Here is a 17,182-nt window from a genome sequence, read left to right as displayed (position 1 = left end):
CTGTCTACCATCGCGTTCCCTCCAGCACGACGTGGGCGTTGGTGCCGCCGAACCCGAAGGCCGACACGCCGGCCACGCGCCGTTCCTGCTCCCAGCGGGTCAGTACGGTCGGCACCGACACGGGCAGGTCCGCCCACTCGACGTGCGGGTTGGGCTCGACCAGGTTCAGATGCGGCGGGATCCAGCCGCGCTGGACCGTCAGCACCGCCTTGATGAAGCCGGCGATGCCCGCCGCCGCCTCCAGATGACCGATGTTCGTCTTCACCGACCCCAGCGCCACTGGGCTGTCGGGCTCCCGGCCCTCCCCCAGCACCCGGCCCAGCGCCCGCACCTCGATCGGGTCGCCCAGCGGCGTCCCCGTCCCGTGCGCCTCGACGAAACCGACCTCCGCCGCGGCGATCCCCGCCACCGACAGCGCCCGCCGCACCACGTCCTCCTGGGCGCGGCCACTGGGCGCGGTGAGGCCGTTGCTGCGGCCGTCCTGGTTCACCGCGGAGCCGCGGACCACGGCGAGGACGTCGTCCCCGGCCGCCAGCGCGTCGGACAGCCGCTTGAGCACGACCACGCCGGCGCCCTCGCCGCGGACGTAGCCGTCGGCGGACGCGTCGAAAGTCCGGCACAGGCCCTGCGCGGAGAGCATCCGCCCACTGGACAGCGCCACCGAGGAATCCGGCGACAGCATCACATTGACGCCACCCGCCAGCGCCGTCTCGCACTCACCCGCACGCAGGCTCTGCACCGCCAGGTGCAACGCCACCAGCGAGGAGGAGCACGCGGTGTCCACCACCATGCTCGGCCCCTCCAGACCCAGCACGTAGGACAGACGGTTGGCACCGAAGTTGCCCGAACTGCCCGTCGCCGAGTACGCGTCGATCAGCGAGACGTCCCCCGCGCCGAGGCGCTGGAAGTCGTTGCTGCCCATGCCGACGAACACGCCCGTCCGGCTGCCGCGCAGCGAATCGGGCGCCACCCCCGCGTGCTCCAGGGCCTCCCAGGCCACCTCCAGCACCAACCGGTGCTGCGGGTCGATACCCACCGCCTCACGCGGCGGAATACCGAACAGCCCCGCGTCGAAACCCCGCACCCCGTCGACGAACCCACCGTGACGGACATACATCCGCCCCGGCGCCCCCGCCTCCTCGTCGAAGAACTCCTCCACGTCCCACCGGTCCGACGGAATCTCCGTGATCCCCGAACCACCACGGGCCAGGAACTCCCAGAACCCCTCCGCACCCGTCACACCACCCGGGAACCGGCACCCCATCCCGATCACCGCGATCGCGTCCTCGGCCCCGCCCCGCGCCGCCCGCGCCGCCCGCGCGGGTGCCTGGGCCGGCGACTGCGCGGCGTTCGCCGCACGCAGTTCCCCGGCCAGTGCGCGGGCCGCGGCGGCCGGCGTGGGGTGTTCCCAGACGAGCGTGTCGGGCACGTGGTGCCCGAGCCAGTCGGAGAGCGTGCCGGCCAGCGAGACCGCCTGGATCGAGTCGATCCCGTACGAGGTGAACGGCTCGTCGACAGCCACCTCGTGCAGTTCGATCCGGGCTCCGGCGGCGATCAGCTCCCTGAGGCGGTCCTCGATCTCGGCGGCGGTCCTGGTCCGCGCGGACTCGGGCGCGGACTCGGGCTTGGACGCGCGCGCCGCCGCCGCGCGGCCGTCGGCCGGCTTTCCGGCGGGCGCCTGCTCCGGGGCCCGATCCGGGGCGGCGGTGCCCGCGGGGGCCTGCTCCCCGGCCGCCGCGCCCGCCGGGGCCGGACGGGCCGCCGCCGGACGGGCCACGGGCAGCGAACCCTCCAGGTACTGGGCCTTGCAGGCCCGGCGCTGGACCTTGCCGCTGGAGGTGGTGGGGATCTTGCGGGCCGGCACCAACACCACCTCGTGCACCTGCAGTTGGTGCTCCTCGGAGATCCTCCGGCGGATCGTCACGACGAGTTCCTTCGCCTGCTCGGCGGTCACCCGCCCGCGCGGCAACTCCTGGACGACGACCAGCACGTCCTCGCCGTCCGCCTCGACCGTGAAGGCCGCGGCCCGGACCGCCCCGAGCGAGGGGTCGCTGTCGGTGCAGGTCGCCTCGACGTCCTGCGGGTAGACGTTGCGGCCCCGGAAGATCATCAGGTCGGTGGCCCGTCCGGTGACGAACAGTTCGCCGTCCATCAGCACCCCGAGATCGCCGGTGCGCAGGTACGGGCCCTCGCCGTTCGCCAGCCGGAGGCCGAAGGTCTCCGCCGTCGACTCCGGCGCCTCGAAGTAGCCGGCCGCGACGCTCTCCCCGCGGACCCAGATCTCCCCGACCTCGCCCGGCGGCAGCGCCTCGCCCCGGTCCCGGGCCACGATCGCCACCTCGGTGTCCGACGCGACCTCGCCCGAACTCGCCAGTGACTGAACGGAGTTCAGGTCATGGGGTGGCCTGATCCGGCCCTGCTCCAGCTCCGGCTTGGAGACGTGGCGCACCATCGGTTCGCCCTGCGGACGCGCGCCCGACACCAGCAGGGTGCTCTCCGCCAGCCCGTAGCAGGGGTAGAAGTTGCTCCGGCGGAATCCGCAGCGCTCGAACGCGGCCGCGAAGCGGTCCAGCACCGCCGGCTGGACCGGCTCGGCCCCGTTCAGCGCCGAGACCCAACTCGACAGGTCCAGACCGTCCTTGACCTCTTCCGTCACCCGCTCGACACACATCTGGTACGCGAAGTTCGGCGCCGGACTGACGGTGCCCCGGTAGCGGCTGATGGCCTCCAGCCACACTGCCGGGTCGCGGACGAAGGACACCGGCGCCATCAGGGTGACGGTGTAGCCGGTGTGCAGCGGGCAGATGATGCCGCCGATCAGCCCCATGTCGTGGTACGGCGGGAGCCAGCTCACGCTCTGACTCTCGGTGGTGAGGCCGAAGGCGCCCTGCGCGGCCCGGGCGTTGGCGATCAGGTTCCGGTGGGTGACGATCACACCCTTCGGCGTGGAGGTCGAACCGGAGGTGTACTGCAGGAACGCGGTGCTCTCGCCGGCGATCGGCGGCGGGGTCCAGCCGTCCTCCCGCCCGTCCAGCACCCGGCCGTCGGCCGGCAGCCAACGGGCCTGCGACAACGGGGACATGGCGCCGTCACCGGCCGTGCCGGCCGTGCCGTCGGCGATCGCCGAGGCGGCGTCCGCCAGGTCGGAGGACTCGTCCGTCAGGACGATCGCCGCACCGGAGTTGAGGGCGATCGCCTGTACCCGGCCGACGTGTTTGGCCGTTCCCGGCGGATAGGCCGGCACCGGGATGAATCCGCCGTAGAGGCAGCCGAAGAAGTAGGCCACGTAGTCCAGTCCCGGCGGGCAGAGCATCAGCACCCGGTCCCCCGGGGTGCCCTCCGCCCGCAGGGTGACGGCCACGGCCCTCGCCCAGGCGTCCAGCCTGCTCCAGGTCAGGAGCGACTCCTCCGGCTGACCGGTGCCCGAGAAACTCAGGAACCGGTAGCCGACCTGGTCGGGCTGGTGCTCGGCCCGGTACCGCAAGAGTTCGACAAGTGTCCCGGCCTCTGTTTTGGCGCGCGTCGGCATCGACTCTCCCCCCATGCGTAAATGAATGTCGGTGATTCCGGACGGTTCGCCACAGGAATCCGGCCCTGGTCCCCCCAAGAAATCCGGGCCCGCAGCATGCATTTTCTTGACGGCATCGCGACACACCAGGACACGATGCCGATGACTCAGGGCAGGAAGAATCCAAGATCCCGAAAGCGCCCTTGCGTACAATCGCCCAGGGAGTTTTCCCGGAAGAAACATTGAGTAGCAGAAAGGAAATCCAGAACCAGTGCCGCCCGCGGATCGCGGTACGCTTCAACACCCCGTTGCACCGGAACCCGGACGCGGCCAGGCTATGAGCAGCCGATGCGGGCTGTCAAGAAATTCCAATTGCCATGATCAACGCCGCGGGCTTGTATGACAGGTCGTCAACTAGCGTGCCAGCAAAGGTCTTCAGGGCGAGCAGGACACGCCGGGCGAGTCAATGTGCGCTCCGCCACACCGGCCCCCATCAGGGCGCCTTCCAGCCTTCCGGAGCCACCTGGGCCGCCAGGCCGGCCCGGCGAAGAACTTCCCTGACCAGGCGCGGGAAGTCGGACGACCGCCGACCGCCGACCGGTTCCCGGAATCGACCACTTTCGCGTCACGAATTCGACACACTCGGGATCACGCACCCCTGCGGGAGGTGGCGTGCGCCGATACGGACGAGCGGCACGCCGACACCATGGGCGAACTTTCCCGTTTCGGGCACTTCGATTGTTGAGTGACCATGCCAATTCATTCCCCCGAATTCCTCATGGACACGCCAAGAACCGGCCGGAGACCCGATCGTCACCACAATCCACCAACAGCCGTGTGATGAAGATAAGTTGAATCCATAACTGTCACCGCTCCAGCGGCGGGTGCACGACAACCGCCGGAGACGGCCACCCGGTCTGCCGAACTTACGTTCCCGCCACGGCACCCCCACTACGCTTGCCCCAGTCAGGGCCACGATCGAACAAGGGGGGACCACCCATGCCGTACGAGATCGGCGCGAAGGTGAAACTGACCAGGGACGTCCAGATCACCCCGGGCGGCACCACGGCCGGAACCGGCCTCCCCGGCCCCCTCTCCCTCGCCGCGGGCCTGACCGGCACCGTCACCGCCTCCGCGAGGGAAGCCGGCGGCGCCTCCCAGGACTACCTCGCGAGCTTCGACCAGCAACTCCGCGGCAGCCGCCTCGACCCCTTCACCGCCGGCCTGGTCGCCGACCTCCGCCAGCGGGTGATCGACGCGACGACCTCCGCCCCCGGAGCCGGCACCGGCCAGATCCGCTACACGGTCCGCTTCGACAACGGCTTCGCCCTCGGCGGCCTCGACGAAGCCTGGCTCACCCCAGCCTGAGCACCGCCCCCGGCGCCCGCCAGTGCCGGGAAGCCGCCTCGCTCGTACGGGAGTTCGGCCGCCGCGCCGTTCAGACTGCGGTGGCGGTGCGGACGGCGTCCGGGAGCGGGAGGGAAGCACCTTCCTCGAACGCCGAGGCGAAGCGGGCAACCGGCGGGCGGCGTCGGCGGCGCCGAGGAGCAGCGCGGCACGAGCGAACCCCGTGGTGACACCGGTGGCCGCGGCCGCGCCGGCGACGCCTTCCAGGGAGAGGGCGAGGGCGCGCGGCCCGGCCAGCCGCCGGGCGTGGTCCAGGCCGCTTTCCTGGTGGGCGGCTGCCCGCTCGGGCAGGTTGCGCAGTTCGGCGACGAAACCGAGCTCCACCTCGATCAGGTGCCTTCCCGCGGTCCACGAGGGGTAGTCGTCCCGCAGCGCTCCGAGGTGGCGTTCCGCCTCGTCGAGGTCACCGGCACGGCGCGCGCCGAGGGCGAGGCCCCTGACGGCGAACACCTCGCCGAAAACATGGCCCTGCTCGGCGAGACGCGGCCCGGCGGTGTGGCGGGACTCGGCGTCGGCGTAGTCCCCCTCGATCTCGGCGAGCGCGGCCAGCTTCGGTACGGTCTGCAACTCTCCCCAGCCGTCACCGGTTTCACGGAAGCCGGCGGCCCCCGGCGAGGGCCGAATCCTTTTCCCCGGCCGGTGACTCCTATGGGCGTACTCCCACGGTTCCCGATCCACCGAACACCGAGAGGCCCCTCATGACCCCTTCCTCCCGCTCCGGCACGTCCCCGGGGGTGCTGCTGGTGCACGGCGCGTGGCACACCGGCCATGCGTGGGACGGCGTCGCAGCCGGGCTGCGGGCACGTGGTGTCGCCGTGGCCGTCGCCGAGCTGCACCGTGGTTCGCTGGCGGCCGACACGGCCGCGGCCGAGACCGCGCTGGACCGGTTGGCCGGGGGCGGCCCGGCCGTCGTGTGCGGACATTCCTACGGCGGTGCCGTCATCACCGGTCTTCCGCCACACAAGATCGACCACCTCGTGTACCTCGCCGCGATGATGCCGGACCGCGGCGAGACCGCCCTCGGGCTTCTCGCCGGTGCACCGCCCACCGGCTTGGGGACCAGCATGGTCGGTGACCCTGCCGGAACCACGACGATCGACCCGGAGGCGGCGGGAGGGCTGTTCCATGCCCAACTCGGCGAAGAGGAACGTGCCCGCCACACCGCCGCCCTGGTCCCCCAGCTGATGGCCCCCGGCCATCAGCCGACGACGAGCGCCGCCTGGCACCGACGGCCCAGCACCTACGTGGTCTGCGCCGAGGACCGCGCCATGCACCCGGACCTGCAACGCCGTTTCGCCGCCCGGGCGACCCACGCGCTCACCTGGCACAGCGACCACGGAGTCTTCGCGTCCCACGAGGAGGAGACCATCGGACTGCTTCACCGGCTCGCCACCGGAAGCCGCCTCACCCCGGCCGGCTAGCGAGCGCGTTCCGAGAGTGCCGGTCGCTGCCAGTCCTCGACGGCTGCGACCGGCACCGTCACGCCGACCGGAAGGCAACGCGGCCTGATCACCCCTTGGCCCCGCACGTCGCTCCGGCGCCGGTGAGCAGATAAGCAGGTGAGCAGGTGAGCAGGTGAGCAGGTGACAACGACGCAGGAACGAACGGGGTGCGGTCGCGGCTATCCGAGGCCGCGGGCGTCCTGCTTCAGCGCGGTGTCCACGGTCAGCGCGGTCGCCACGACGAGGCTGAGCAGCGGGTCGGCGAGCGGGCGGTGGATCTGGAGCACGTAGTTGTCGGCCGTGGTGAACATCGTCTTCGCCAGGCCTTCCCAGGTCTTGGTGATCCGGGCGATCTCGGCGTCCGTCTCGTCGACGATGGAGAAGTTCCAGGCCCGCCAGTTCTCGGCCTTGACGGCGCCGACCTTCCGCCCGCCGACCTCCAGCGCAAAGTTGATCTTCCCAATGGCGTTCTGCTGAACGATCTGGCCGACTTCCTGGCCGTTCGGAAGCTGCACGACCACCCGCGACTTGATGAACTTCGCCGGGCGGGTCAGCAGCAGCACCGGAATGCCGTGCGCGTCACGGATCTCCAGCTTGTGGGTCAGATACTGGTCGAGGGAGGTGAGCAGTCGTACCGCCTTGCGCAGACCGCTCTGGCCGACCTGGACCACCGAGCCCAGCGTGGCGCCCTGCTGGTCGAAGACGGCGTACTCGTTGGTCAGCTCGATCAGCTTGGCCTTCTGGTTCACTACGAGGACCGGCTCGGAGAACAGGGTGCCGCCGCCACCGGAGACCGGGCCGACACCCGCCTGCTGCTGTACCTGGCGCCGCACCTTGGCGGAGTCGCCGACCGGAGCGACCGGCTGCCCGGGGAAGCCGGGAGTGTTCGTGTTCTGGGACATGGCGGGCAGGCTAGGCTCAATCCGCCCCGGAGGGCCAGATCGTTCGACCGCCGCGGTTCGCCCACGGACCACCGGTTCTGCCCGTGACCTGCGGCTTCTGCGGGTGCGAGCGCCAGTTGTCCGCCACCCGACGGCGGCGGTATGAGCGAAGTCACACCCGGGACGCCGGCTCGGGCCCGGTTCGAGACACCTCAACCACTGTGCGCGCCAAGCCCGGTGGGCCGCGGTCAGGTCGCGGTACCAGGCGCAGGAGGCCCTGGGGGTGCGGCGCTGCGTCTCGAAGTCGACGTGGACGAGGCCGGAGCGCCGACAGTCAGGTGCACCTGCCTACACCGGTCGTGTCCATCCGACGGACCTCGTCGACGAGGCGGCTGCTCACCACGGGCCCGTGCGCCCGCCTCGCCTATTGCAGGATGTTGATCGCGCGGGCGATCACCAGGGCGGCAACGATGAGGGAGGCCGCGGCCTCCACCATCATCAGCAGCTTCGCCCATCTCCTGACGGCGGAGACATCGGCCGGGCTGAACGCCGTGGCGGTCCAGAAGGCCAGCGAGAGGTAGTCGGCGAACGTCGGCACCCAGTCGGCCGTCGCGTAGGCCGAGTGCTGCATCTCGGGGAACACGAAGCTCGGGCTCGGCTGGAGCGGGCGGGCGCGGGCCGCTGCACCGCCTCGGTCGAGGTCCCAGTACCACAGCGCGAAGGCGATCACGTTCGTGGCCCAGGTCACTCCCCCGGTGGCCAGCAGACCGGTGGCGTTGTCGGCGAACAGCTTGTTGTCGGTCAGGATGTCCACCACCAGGTGGACACCCGCATAGAGGTTGGCCGCGGTGATGAAGCCGATCATGACATCGGTGACCACTCTGAGCCACCGCTTCTGCCGATCGATCCGCCCCGGGTCACCAAGGATCAGTGCCCCCAGCAGGGTGAGCATGACCACGGGAACCATCCATGCGGGGTCCAGCCGGTACGAGGCGGGCAGCGCCAGGTGGAGCATCGCGGCCGTGGCGATCGCCAGTGCCACCGGCCACCAGCGCTCGCCCCGCGCGGCGGCCTGATCGAGTGTCGCCGACGGTGAACCGGCCGGCCCAGGGCTTGATCCCATGCCTCATTGTGCCGACGCCCGCCGCGTGGGCCTCGGACGGCACACCAACCCGGACGGGTGGACCAGGTGATCTTCACGGTCCTGCGGTCCTCTGCAAGCCGCTGAGCCATCTGCCGCACAAGCCGCTTGCGCACCCGCCGAGACCCGGGCCAGCGAGCCCGGCCGGTTCGGCACCACCGTCAACGCCGTCGCCTCGGGCTTCATCGCCACCGACACGGCCGCCGCCACCGCCGCGCGGATCGCTGTGCTCCTTCGAGGACCTGCCGACGCTCACTGCCGAGCGGATCCCGGTAGGCCGTGTCGGCCGCCCGGAGCTGGTCGGGTCGCCGACTGGGGACTACCGGTGACGCCTCCTGGGCCTGTCGATCACCCGTTGCCGTGACGCGCGGCCACGGACGCCCCTGTCCACCATGCCCCGCCTTCCGGGGCTGGAGCGTCACATGCCACCACTGAACCCGAAGGCCAACTACCGTACGCGGCCATTTCGGTGAGCGGTGATCAGGTCGCGGTACCAGGCGTACGAGGCCCTCGGCGTGCGCCGCTGCGTCGCGGAGTCGACGTGCACGAGGCCGAAGCGTTGGTGGTAGCCCTCGGCCCGTCGGACAGGCTGTCATTCTATTCGTGGCGGTGGCCGGCGAGGACGTGGGCCGCGATACGGTCCGGTCGAGTTCGGCGCGGAAGTCGCCGATTCGGATGGCCACTTGACGGTAGTCCTCGCCGACGGTGCTCTCGACGGCCAGGAGCGAGGACCGGAGCCCGCGCGCCGCGGCATCGGCGGCCCCGGCCTCGTCCAGACTCTCGGCCGCCGCGCCGGCCCTCACTCTCAACAGGTTCCTCACGAGGATCCGAATTCGGCACCGCCATGACCGGAAACGCCGGCCAGCCACCGGGTGCGCACCACGTGATCACCCTCACCCGAGCCGCGCTGCCAGAGCCCGCTCCAGCCGACATGACGTGCAAACCAGTACCCGAACAGGTTTTCACAATTGAATCAGTCATTCCTGTAAGCGGTCGCAGATTCTACGGGCAATCGAATATTTTGACGACACGGGTGGTGGTTTTCGATTCATTCCTCGCGGAACTCAGCTCCACATGAACCCGCCCTTGTGGACCCGCGATTCGCACCCTATCCTCCTGTGGATTAGGCGAGAGGACAGGAGGACCCGTGACAGCGGGCACCAGTGTTTCCCGAGGCGTGCAAAGTCCGCCAGAATATCGGCCAGTTTTGCCGTCGGAGCAGGAGCAACGCCTCCAGGAGACCTACCGGCAGAAGGTCAAAGAATTTGACCAACTAGAGGTCGACCTTCGCGGGGCCCGCGCCTTCCAGCGCATCTTCCTACTGAGCATGCTCGGCGCGATTTTGTTGGCCTTCCTGCTGGGCTACACCGTGATCATCGGCCTCTGGAATACGCAGCCGCTTTTCACGAGGTATGCAGGACTGGCAATCGTTGTTGCTTTGTGGGTGGCAATGGGGAGACTCCTGTGGGCCAACCGCAAGAAGATCTCCACCAAGTCCGGCGAGCTGCGGAACGCACTTCAAGACCGACAGACCGCCGCAGCGCAACTCCCACTGGATTCCCCATCCGCCCTGCGAATCTACCGCGAAGCATCACTGGAGATTGTCGATCAGTACCGGAAGGGAGCCAACAAGAATCGTCGGGTCCACAACTTCTTCCAGGTGATCATTATCACCGGGTCAATCGTAACGTCGACCCTCACCGCAATGAATGACGGAGGCAGCACTTCACTGAGGCTCGGAACTGCCTTCCTCAGTGGATTTGTCGGAATTTCGGCAGGTGTTACAGGGTACTTCAAATTTCGAGAGCGCGGCTACAACCTGCAGTCCACTGCCGATGAGATCGAAAAGCACTACAACGCTTCGCAGTTCATGCTGGACGAATACGCCGGAAGCGACCCGAACACCCCTCTCTCCGAAGACGACCGACTGAGGACATTTGCACGCTTCGTCGAACGACTGAAGGAGGAGCAGAGAAAGCGGGAGCTGCAGCTCGAGCAATCCAGCTCGGCAAGCGAGGAGCACGCCGGCTGATGAGCGGAATGGCCAGTACCACATGGCCGAAGTTGCGCTTCCTGCTCGCGCCGGCTCAACATCGGCGAACCCGTCGGCTGATGACAGCCCACGGATCACTCCCGTACGCTACTGCCTGGTGCCTGGTGGAGCTGGCTCGATCCCCCTTCGAACTTCCGTACGTCCGACATGTCGCCGCTCGAATGAAAGCGCTGGGCACGCTTGCTCCGGGAGTCACCCTGGACTGCTGGGACACTTTGGACCCGGTGGAGCAGCATCGCCGCCTCGGCTGGCTGGAGCGCCACGGGGCAACACCGCTTGCTGCCTTGGGGGTGACTCGCAGTGCGGTCGAGCAGGCGGAACTCCATGTCGTCGAGTGGGGCCTGCCGGCTGGACACAGAGCCATCGCCGTCGCGGCTACTCCGAACGCAAAGTCTGACTAGCTGCGAGCCGCCTCGAGTTCACCCGACCCGCCATCACCACGAAACCTCCCGACACGTTCTTCGACGAATCGCTGCTCCGACACAAACGCCCCGGTTGATAGGGCCCACCTGGTCCGGCCCCCGGCCCCTGCTACCGAGTTGCGGACTTCGCCCGGTGGGTGGCGATCAGGTCGCGGTACCAGGCGTACGAGGACCTGGGTGTACGCCGCTGCGTCGCGGAGTCGACGTGAACGAGGCCGAAGCGCTGGTGGTAACCCTCGGCCCATTCGAAGTTGTCGAGGAGGGACCAGGTGTAGTAGCCGCGGACGTCGATGCCTTCGGTGATGGCGGTGGCGAGGGCGTCGAGGTGGGTGGCGAGGTAGGAGATGCGGGTGGGGTCGTCGGGGCCCTCGGTGGTGGAGCAGCCGTTCTCGGTGATGGTGATCGGGGGGAGGGTGTCGGGGTAGCGGTCGCGGAGGGTGAGGAGGAGTTCGCGCAGGCCTTCGGGGACGACGGGCCAGCCGAAGGCGGTTCGGGGGACGTCGGGGATGTCGACGAGGTCGAAGGGGAGGCCCCCGGGGTCGGTGGGGGCGGCGATGCGGGTGGGGTTGTAGTAGTTGACGCCGAGGCCGGTGAGGGGGGCGGCGGTGATGAGGTCGAGGTCGCCGGGGCGGACGGCGCCGTGGAGGTCGGGGCCGACGCCGAAGGCGGTGAGGTCGGGGTAGCGGCCGAGGAGGAGGGGGTCGGTGAACAGGCGGTTGTGGAGGGCGTCGTAGGCGTCGGCGGCGGCGAGGTCGGCGGCCGAGGACGAGGCGGCCTGCACGGGGGTGAGGTTGTTGGCGATCATCACGTCGAGGCCGCGCCCGTGGAGCAGGGAGGCCGCCAGGCCGTGGGCGAGAAGCTGGTGGTGGGCGGTGGGGAGGGCGTCGAGCAGCAGGGCGCGGCCGGGGGCGTGGATGCCCAGCGCGTAGCCATAGACCATGTGGACGAAGGGCTCGTTGAGGGTGATCCAGGCGGGGACGCGGTCGCCGAGGCGGTCGGCGACGGCGGCCGTGTAGTCCGCGAAGCGGTGGGCGGTGTCGCGGTTCAGCCAGCCGCCCCGGTCCTCCAGGGCCTGCGGGAGGTCCCAGTGGAAGAGGGTGGGCAGCGGGGTGATGCCGGTGGCGAGGAGGGCGTCGACGAGGCGGTCGTAGAAGGCGAGGCCGGCGGGGTTGACGGCGCCCGCGCCGGTGGGCTGGATCCGGGGCCAGGCGATGGAGAAGCGGTAGCCGTCCAGGCCGAGGCCCCGCATCAGGGCGATGTCCTCGGGATACCGGTGGTAGTGGTCGCAGGCCACCACCCCCGTGTGCCCGTCGCGGACCGCGCCGGGGCGGGCGGCGAAGGTGTCCCAGACGGACGGGCCCCGGCCGTCCTCGTCGACGGCTCCCTCGATCTGGTAGGCGGCGGTGGAGACGCCCCAGCGGAAGTCCGCGGGAAGGTCGGATCGGTTCGGCACGGCAGCAGCTCCCCCTCGACGCGCAAAATATGAGGACTGCTCATATTAGTGGCCGGCCGGTGGATTGCCAGGGCCCCGGCGATCCGGAGACGTCGCGGTGCCCCCGCTCCCCGGCGGCCCGCCCCACGAACCACCGGGGAGAGGGACGGACGTCAGGTGAGGGTGGCGCCCCGGGTGTGGGCGAGGGATTCGAGGCCGTAGCGGGTGACGTGTTCGGGGTTGGCCAGGTCGATGGTCCGGATGCCCTCGGCCGTCAGGCGGGCGTTGATCTCGTCCAGGTGCTGCTGGACGAGCTGCTTCTCGGCGTCGGTGGTGCGGCCCTTGTGGGGGCGGCCGGCGTGCTCCAGGCTCGCGTAGTTCACCCGCTCCCGGGCGGCCGCGGCGGCGGTGGCCGGGCTCTGGCCCGGGATGGCGCGGGGCGCGCGCTTGGCGCCGCGCAGCACCTCGGCCATCGGCGCGGCCGTCGCCAGGCGGTCGAACGCCTCGGCGGTCATCACGACGGTCTCCGGCTCGTCGCCGTCCGGGTGGTGCAGTTCGACGGTCACCAGATCGAGCGCCAGGCCCGCGATGCCGGCCAGCTCCCCGGGCAGCGCCTCGATCTCGACCGGGCCGTCCGCCAGGTCGGGGTGGTCGCGGACGACGATCCGCACCAGGTCGTCCTCGTTCTCCGCGTGCTTGCCGGTCAGATCCGAGAATCGGATGATCTTCTGGCCCATGTCTTCCTCTCCCTGCCCCTGTGATCAGCGCAGAGCCTATGCCCTGCGCGCACGGCACGCGGTCCGCGGCGGATCGCGGGAATTGGCCCGGTGAACGGCGTTTGCGGCACAGTGGCCCCATGAGCGCGGACACGAGGAGTCACCCGGGCCCGGGGCGGACGGGCCCCGGACGGCGACGGCCGGTGCAGCAGCGCAGCCAGGAGCGCTACGAGCGGATCCTGGACGCCTGCGCCGCGCTGCTCGACGAGGCCGGGGCGACGGCCCTCACCACCAAGGAGGTGGCCCACCGCGCGCAGGTGCCGATCGGCACGCTGTACCAGTTCTTCGCGGGCAAGGAGGACCTGCTCGCCGCGCTCGCCGGCCGCAACCTCGACCACTACCTGCACCGGCTCGACGAGCGGCTGCGCACCGAGGCCCCCACCGGACCGGCCGGGTTCACCGACCTCGCGGTGGAGGAGTTCGTCGCGATGAAGCGGACGGTCCCGGGCTTCGGGCAGGTGGACTTCGGGCTCACCGGACCGGCCGTACCGCCCGGCGTCCAGGACGACCGGCACCTGCTGGACACCGCCGTGGACAACAACACGGCGGTCGCGCTGCGGCTCCAGGCGCTGGGCGGCGAACTCTTCGCGACGGCCGACCCGGCGGCCCTCACGCTCGGTCTGCGGGTGGCCCTGGAGGCGGCGGACGCGGTGCTGAAGCTGGCCTTCCGCGCGGATCCGCAGGGCGATCCGGTGATGATCGGCGAGTGCAAGCGGCTGGTCCGCTGCTACCTCCTCGAACAGCTCGGCCCACGCTGAGTGACGGCCCGCCGCTGGTCCGCGGCGGGTCCCGGTGAGCCGTTGCGGCCCGGGCGGGCGGGCAGCACAGTGGAGACAGGAGGGCGGCACCAGCCGGCCCACCGGTCCCCGCTGTCCCCCCGACACCCGAGGAGCAAGACCATGCACGCAGCGGTAGGCGACCAGCTCCACATCCACAGCAGGGCGGTGGGCATGGTCGACCAGAAGGGCGAGATCGTGGAGGTGCGCGGCCAGGACGGCCAACCGCCGTACGTGGTCCGCTTCGAGGACGGCCACACCGGCCTGGTCTACCCGGGCCCGGACTGCACCACCGAGCCGCGCGAGGCGATCCGCTGACCCCACCGGCCACCGCCCCGCGCCCGTCCGGCCCGGGGCGGTGAGCCGTGCTGCTCCCCGCCGGCCTGTCCCTCGTCGCCTTTCCGCTCGCCGCCCTGCCCCTCACCGGCGACGCGCCCACGCCCACGCCGGCGCTGCCGGGGCCGCTGGCCGCGCTCGCGCCGCTGCTGGAGCACTACGGCTACGCGGCGGTGGCCCTGTGCGTGCTGCTCGACAACTGCGGGATCCCCGCGCCCGGGCAGACCGTTCTGGTACTGGCCGCCGTCTTCGCCGGCACCGGCCACCTGGACCTCGCCGCCGTGGTGGCGACCGCCTTCGCGGCGGCCGTGCTCGGCAACACCCTGGGCCACCTGATCGGCGCCACCGGCGGCCGCGCCTTCGTGCAGCGCTGGGGCCGGTACGTGTTCCTCACGCGGGAGCGGACGGCGCGCGCGGAGGTGTTCTTCGCCCGGCACGGCGGCAAGGTGGTCACGGTGGCCCGCTTCGTCGACGGGCTGCGGCAGACCAGCGGCATCATCGCGGGGACGACCGGCATGCCCTGGCCGCGGTTCCAGGTGTTCAACGTGCTCGGCGCCGCGCTCTGGGTGGGCGTGTGGGCGGCCGTCGGGTACCTGGCCGGCTCCCACGTCGGCACCGTCTGGCGGACGGCGGTGCGCTACCAGCTGTGGCTGCTGGTCGCGCTCGGCGTGCTCGCCGTCCTGCTCGCCGCCCGTCATCTGCTGCGCCGGCGGCGGACAACAGGCGGGACAACAGGCGGGACAACAGGCGGGGCAACAGGCCGGACGCCAGGAAGGACGGCCGGCAGGACAGCAGGCAGGACGGCACGCGCAACGGCGCGGGCGCGGTTGCGACCGCGGCCCCGGCCGGTGAGCCTGGAAACGATCACCTGGGAGGCGAGCATGACCGACGGCGGGACGCCCAAGGGCCGCGGGTCCGAGGAGGCGCTGCGGGCGCCCACCGACCGGACCGTCCTCCTCGCCGTCCTCCTGGCCACTCTGCTGGCCCTGGGCGCGCAGGCGGCGAGCGGCACCAACGCCCGGCTCGTCCTGCTGCTGGTGTTCGTCCCCGCGCTGCTGGCCGGCCTGGGCACGCTCCGCCAGACCGTCGCCTCCGCGAGCTGGGTCACCGGCGTCATCCTCGTCAGCTCGGTGCTCTTCCCGCCGCAGTCGACGACCGGCCGGGTGCTGACACTGGCCACCGTCGTCGGCGCCGCGGTCGTCGCCGTGGTGCTCTGCGCGCGCCGGATCCGGCGGGAGCGCGATCTCCACCGGATGCGGCAGACCGCCGTCGCCCTGCAGCGCCAACTGCTGCGCCCGCTGCCCGCCCTGACCTCCGACGTGCTGCTGCACGGCTGCTACCGGCCGATCGAGGAGGACGCCATGGTGGGCGGCGACCTCTACGACATCGCCGAGACGCCGTACGGCACCCGGGTCGTCATCGGCGACGTCCAGGGCAAGGGCCTGCCCGCGATCGGCACCGGCTTCGCCGTGCTCGGCGCGTTCCGCGAGGCGGCCTTCCGCGAGCCCGCGCTCACCGACGTCGCCCTCGCCCTGGAGGACGCGGTCACCCGGCACAACGCCTACGCCGTGCAGAGCGGCGAGGCCGAGCGCTTCGTCACCGCGACGGTGCTCTGCCTGGACGGCCGCGGCGACGTCCAGGCCGTCAACTGCGGCCACCTCGCCCCGTACCTGCTCGCCGGCGGGCGCGCGGAGGCCGTCCCGCTGGCGGCCGGCGTGCCGCTCGGGCTCGCCGACCTCGCCGGGGAGGTCCGGACCGTCCAGTGGTTCGACCTCCCCGACGACGGGACGCTGCTGCTGCTCACCGACGGGGTCACCGAGGCCGCGAACGGCGAGGGCGTCTTCTACCCGGTCGAGCAGCGGCTCGGCGCCCTGGGCGACCGCACTCCGGACGAGCTCCCCTCGGCCGTCGACGAGGACGTCCACCGTTACAGCCGCGGCCGCCGGCGGGACGACCTCACGGTCCTCGCCCTGCGCCGCAACCCGGCCTCCCGCCCGCCCGGGGGCCGGGAGAGCCCGGGCGGCTAGCGCAGCGGGAACACCTCGAAGGACACCGCGAAGCGCGTCCCGAGCCGGGTGCCCGCACCCCGGCCGGCGCCCTCCAGGAAGCCGCGGGCGTCCGCCATCGCGCCGCCGAGGCCGGCCAGGTACGCCTTGTGGGCCTCCAGCGAGGCGACGCCCCGGTCGAAGTGCTCGGTGGTGTCCACCGCGTGCCCGGAGTCGGGCGAGGAGGCCGCCCAGATCTGCCGCACCCCGTCCCACGGCTGGTGGCCCTCGTCGATCAGCTCGCGGAAGACCCAGCGGTTGGCCGCGTCCCGCACCGCGTCCAGGGTGGCCCGGCCGACGGCGATGTGGTCGGCCTGGTTGAGGAAGACCCCGCCCCAGGTGTCGCGGAAGTTGCTGGTGATGACGATGTCCGGGCGGTGCCGACGGACGGCGCGGGCGATGTCGCGGCGCAGCGGCAGGCCGTACTCGACGACGCCGTCCGGGTGGCCGAGGAACTCGACGGTGTCGACGCCGACGAGGGCGGCGGAGGCGATCTGCTCGGCCTCGCGCAGCGGGCCGCACTGCTCGGGGGCCATGCCGTCGATGCCGGCCTCGCCGCTGGTGACCATCACGTAGACGACCTTCTTCCCCTGGTCGGTCCACCGGGCCACGGCGGCGGCCCCGCCGTACTCCATGTCGTCGGGGTGGGCGACGACGACCAGGGCGGTCTGCCAGTCCTCGTCGACGCGCTGGAAGGGCGCGGGTGCCTGCTCGGTCATGGTGGTGCTGCCTCTCCGTGGAACCGGTGCGCGCGGGTGGGGCGCACCGTGCGGCGTGCGGTGCAGGTGGTGCGTGTGGTCGTACGGTCCTACCGGTCGCGACTCTAGAAGATCACCGGGCCGGCCGCCGGGCGATCGCGGCGGGGCGTCCGGAGTGACCGGGCTTGCCCCTGACGCGCGGGGCAGGGGTTAGCGTCCCCGCACCGCGCGGCGGCCCCGCCGTCGCCTCGTCACCCGTACCGGA

General features: G+C 71.2%; 13 protein-coding genes and 1 pseudogene. 7 read left to right on the top strand and 7 right to left on the bottom strand.

The genetic code is table 11. The features are described from left to right. Window positions 1–4 precede the first annotated feature (4 nt). The gene (locus tag ABT093_RS07775) at window positions 5–3,529 is read right to left on the bottom strand and encodes a beta-ketoacyl synthase N-terminal-like domain-containing protein (RefSeq protein ID WP_350561544.1); all 3,525 of its coding nucleotides are present in this window, start codon (window positions 3,527–3,529) and stop codon (window positions 5–7) included. Between the two features lie 978 nt (window positions 3,530–4,507). Between ABT093_RS07775 and ABT093_RS07770 the strand changes: the two genes are divergently transcribed. The 3 genes from ABT093_RS07770 (at window position 4,508) to ABT093_RS07760 (ending at window position 6,336) form a co-directional block, all read left to right on the top strand. After that, window positions 4,508–4,876, top strand: a complete 369-nt coding sequence (locus ABT093_RS07770; RefSeq protein ID WP_350561542.1) for a hypothetical protein — start codon at window positions 4,508–4,510, stop codon at window positions 4,874–4,876. Window positions 4,877–5,161: 285 nt separating this feature from the next. Then, on the top strand, window positions 5,162–5,617 hold the full coding sequence (locus tag ABT093_RS07765; RefSeq protein WP_350561540.1) for a hypothetical protein: 456 nt from the start codon (window positions 5,162–5,164) through the stop codon (window positions 5,615–5,617). Next, window positions 5,614–6,336, top strand: a complete 723-nt coding sequence (locus tag ABT093_RS07760) for an alpha/beta hydrolase (RefSeq protein WP_350561538.1) — start codon at window positions 5,614–5,616, stop codon at window positions 6,334–6,336. Before ABT093_RS07765 ends, ABT093_RS07760 begins: the two co-directional genes overlap by 4 nt. 200 nt (window positions 6,337–6,536) lie before the next feature. Here ABT093_RS07760 and ABT093_RS07755 read toward each other — a convergent pair whose 3' ends face one another. The 3 genes and pseudogenes from ABT093_RS07755 to ABT093_RS07745 all read right to left on the bottom strand — a co-directional run. Beyond that, window positions 6,537–7,331, bottom strand: coding sequence for an LURP-one-related family protein (locus ABT093_RS07755; protein WP_502884152.1), 795 nt, complete (start codon window positions 7,329–7,331; stop codon window positions 6,537–6,539). 331 nt (window positions 7,332–7,662) lie between these two features. Further along, the gene (locus tag ABT093_RS07750; protein WP_350561534.1) at window positions 7,663–8,280 is read right to left on the bottom strand and encodes a hypothetical protein; all 618 of its coding nucleotides are present in this window, start codon (window positions 8,278–8,280) and stop codon (window positions 7,663–7,665) included. Between the two features lie 547 nt (window positions 8,281–8,827). Next, window positions 8,828–8,956: pseudogene (locus ABT093_RS07745) on the bottom strand (family 1 glycosylhydrolase); the annotation flags it as partial. Window positions 8,957–9,526: 570 nt separating this feature from the next. Here ABT093_RS07745 and ABT093_RS07740 point away from each other — a divergent pair. After that, on the top strand, window positions 9,527–10,411 hold the full coding sequence (locus ABT093_RS07740) for a DUF4231 domain-containing protein (RefSeq protein ID WP_350561532.1): 885 nt from the start codon (window positions 9,527–9,529) through the stop codon (window positions 10,409–10,411). Between the two features lie 552 nt (window positions 10,412–10,963). Here ABT093_RS07740 and ABT093_RS07735 read toward each other — a convergent pair. Together ABT093_RS07735 and ABT093_RS07730 are read right to left on the bottom strand one after the other, a co-directional pair. After that, window positions 10,964–12,307, bottom strand: coding sequence for a GH1 family beta-glucosidase (locus ABT093_RS07735; protein WP_350561530.1), 1,344 nt, complete (start codon window positions 12,305–12,307; stop codon window positions 10,964–10,966). A 152-nt stretch (window positions 12,308–12,459) separates the two neighbouring features. Next, window positions 12,460–13,023 carry a hypothetical protein gene (locus ABT093_RS07730; RefSeq protein WP_350561528.1) on the bottom strand — a complete coding sequence of 188 codons (564 nt, stop codon included), beginning with the start codon at window positions 13,021–13,023 and terminating at the stop codon, window positions 12,460–12,462. A gap of 119 nt (window positions 13,024–13,142) precedes the next feature. Between ABT093_RS07730 and ABT093_RS07725 the strand changes: the two genes are divergently transcribed. The 3 genes from ABT093_RS07725 (at window position 13,143) to ABT093_RS07715 (ending at window position 16,201) form a co-directional block, all read left to right on the top strand. Continuing rightward, on the top strand, window positions 13,143–13,820 hold the full coding sequence (locus tag ABT093_RS07725) for a TetR family transcriptional regulator (protein WP_350561526.1): 678 nt from the start codon (window positions 13,143–13,145) through the stop codon (window positions 13,818–13,820). Window positions 13,821–13,961: 141 nt separating this feature from the next. Continuing rightward, window positions 13,962–14,156, top strand: coding sequence for a DUF1918 domain-containing protein (locus ABT093_RS07720; RefSeq protein ID WP_350561524.1), 195 nt, complete (start codon window positions 13,962–13,964; stop codon window positions 14,154–14,156). Between the two features lie 47 nt (window positions 14,157–14,203). Then, complete coding sequence (locus ABT093_RS07715) at window positions 14,204–16,201, top strand: SpoIIE family protein phosphatase (RefSeq protein WP_350561522.1); 1,998 nt, start codon at window positions 14,204–14,206, stop codon at window positions 16,199–16,201. Here ABT093_RS07715 and ABT093_RS07710 read toward each other — a convergent pair. Then, the gene (locus tag ABT093_RS07710) at window positions 16,198–16,938 is read right to left on the bottom strand and encodes a PIG-L deacetylase family protein (protein ID WP_350561520.1); all 741 of its coding nucleotides are present in this window, start codon (window positions 16,936–16,938) and stop codon (window positions 16,198–16,200) included. The genes ABT093_RS07715 and ABT093_RS07710 overlap by 4 nt on opposite strands. Window positions 16,939–17,182 lie beyond the last annotated feature (244 nt).

It is taken from the genome of Kitasatospora sp. NPDC002551 (assembly GCF_040296005.1).
Classification (GTDB): Bacteria; Actinomycetota; Actinomycetes; order Streptomycetales; family Streptomycetaceae; genus Kitasatospora.
Note: the sequence above shows the minus strand (reverse complement) of the source record. Positions and strands in the feature narration are given on the sequence as shown.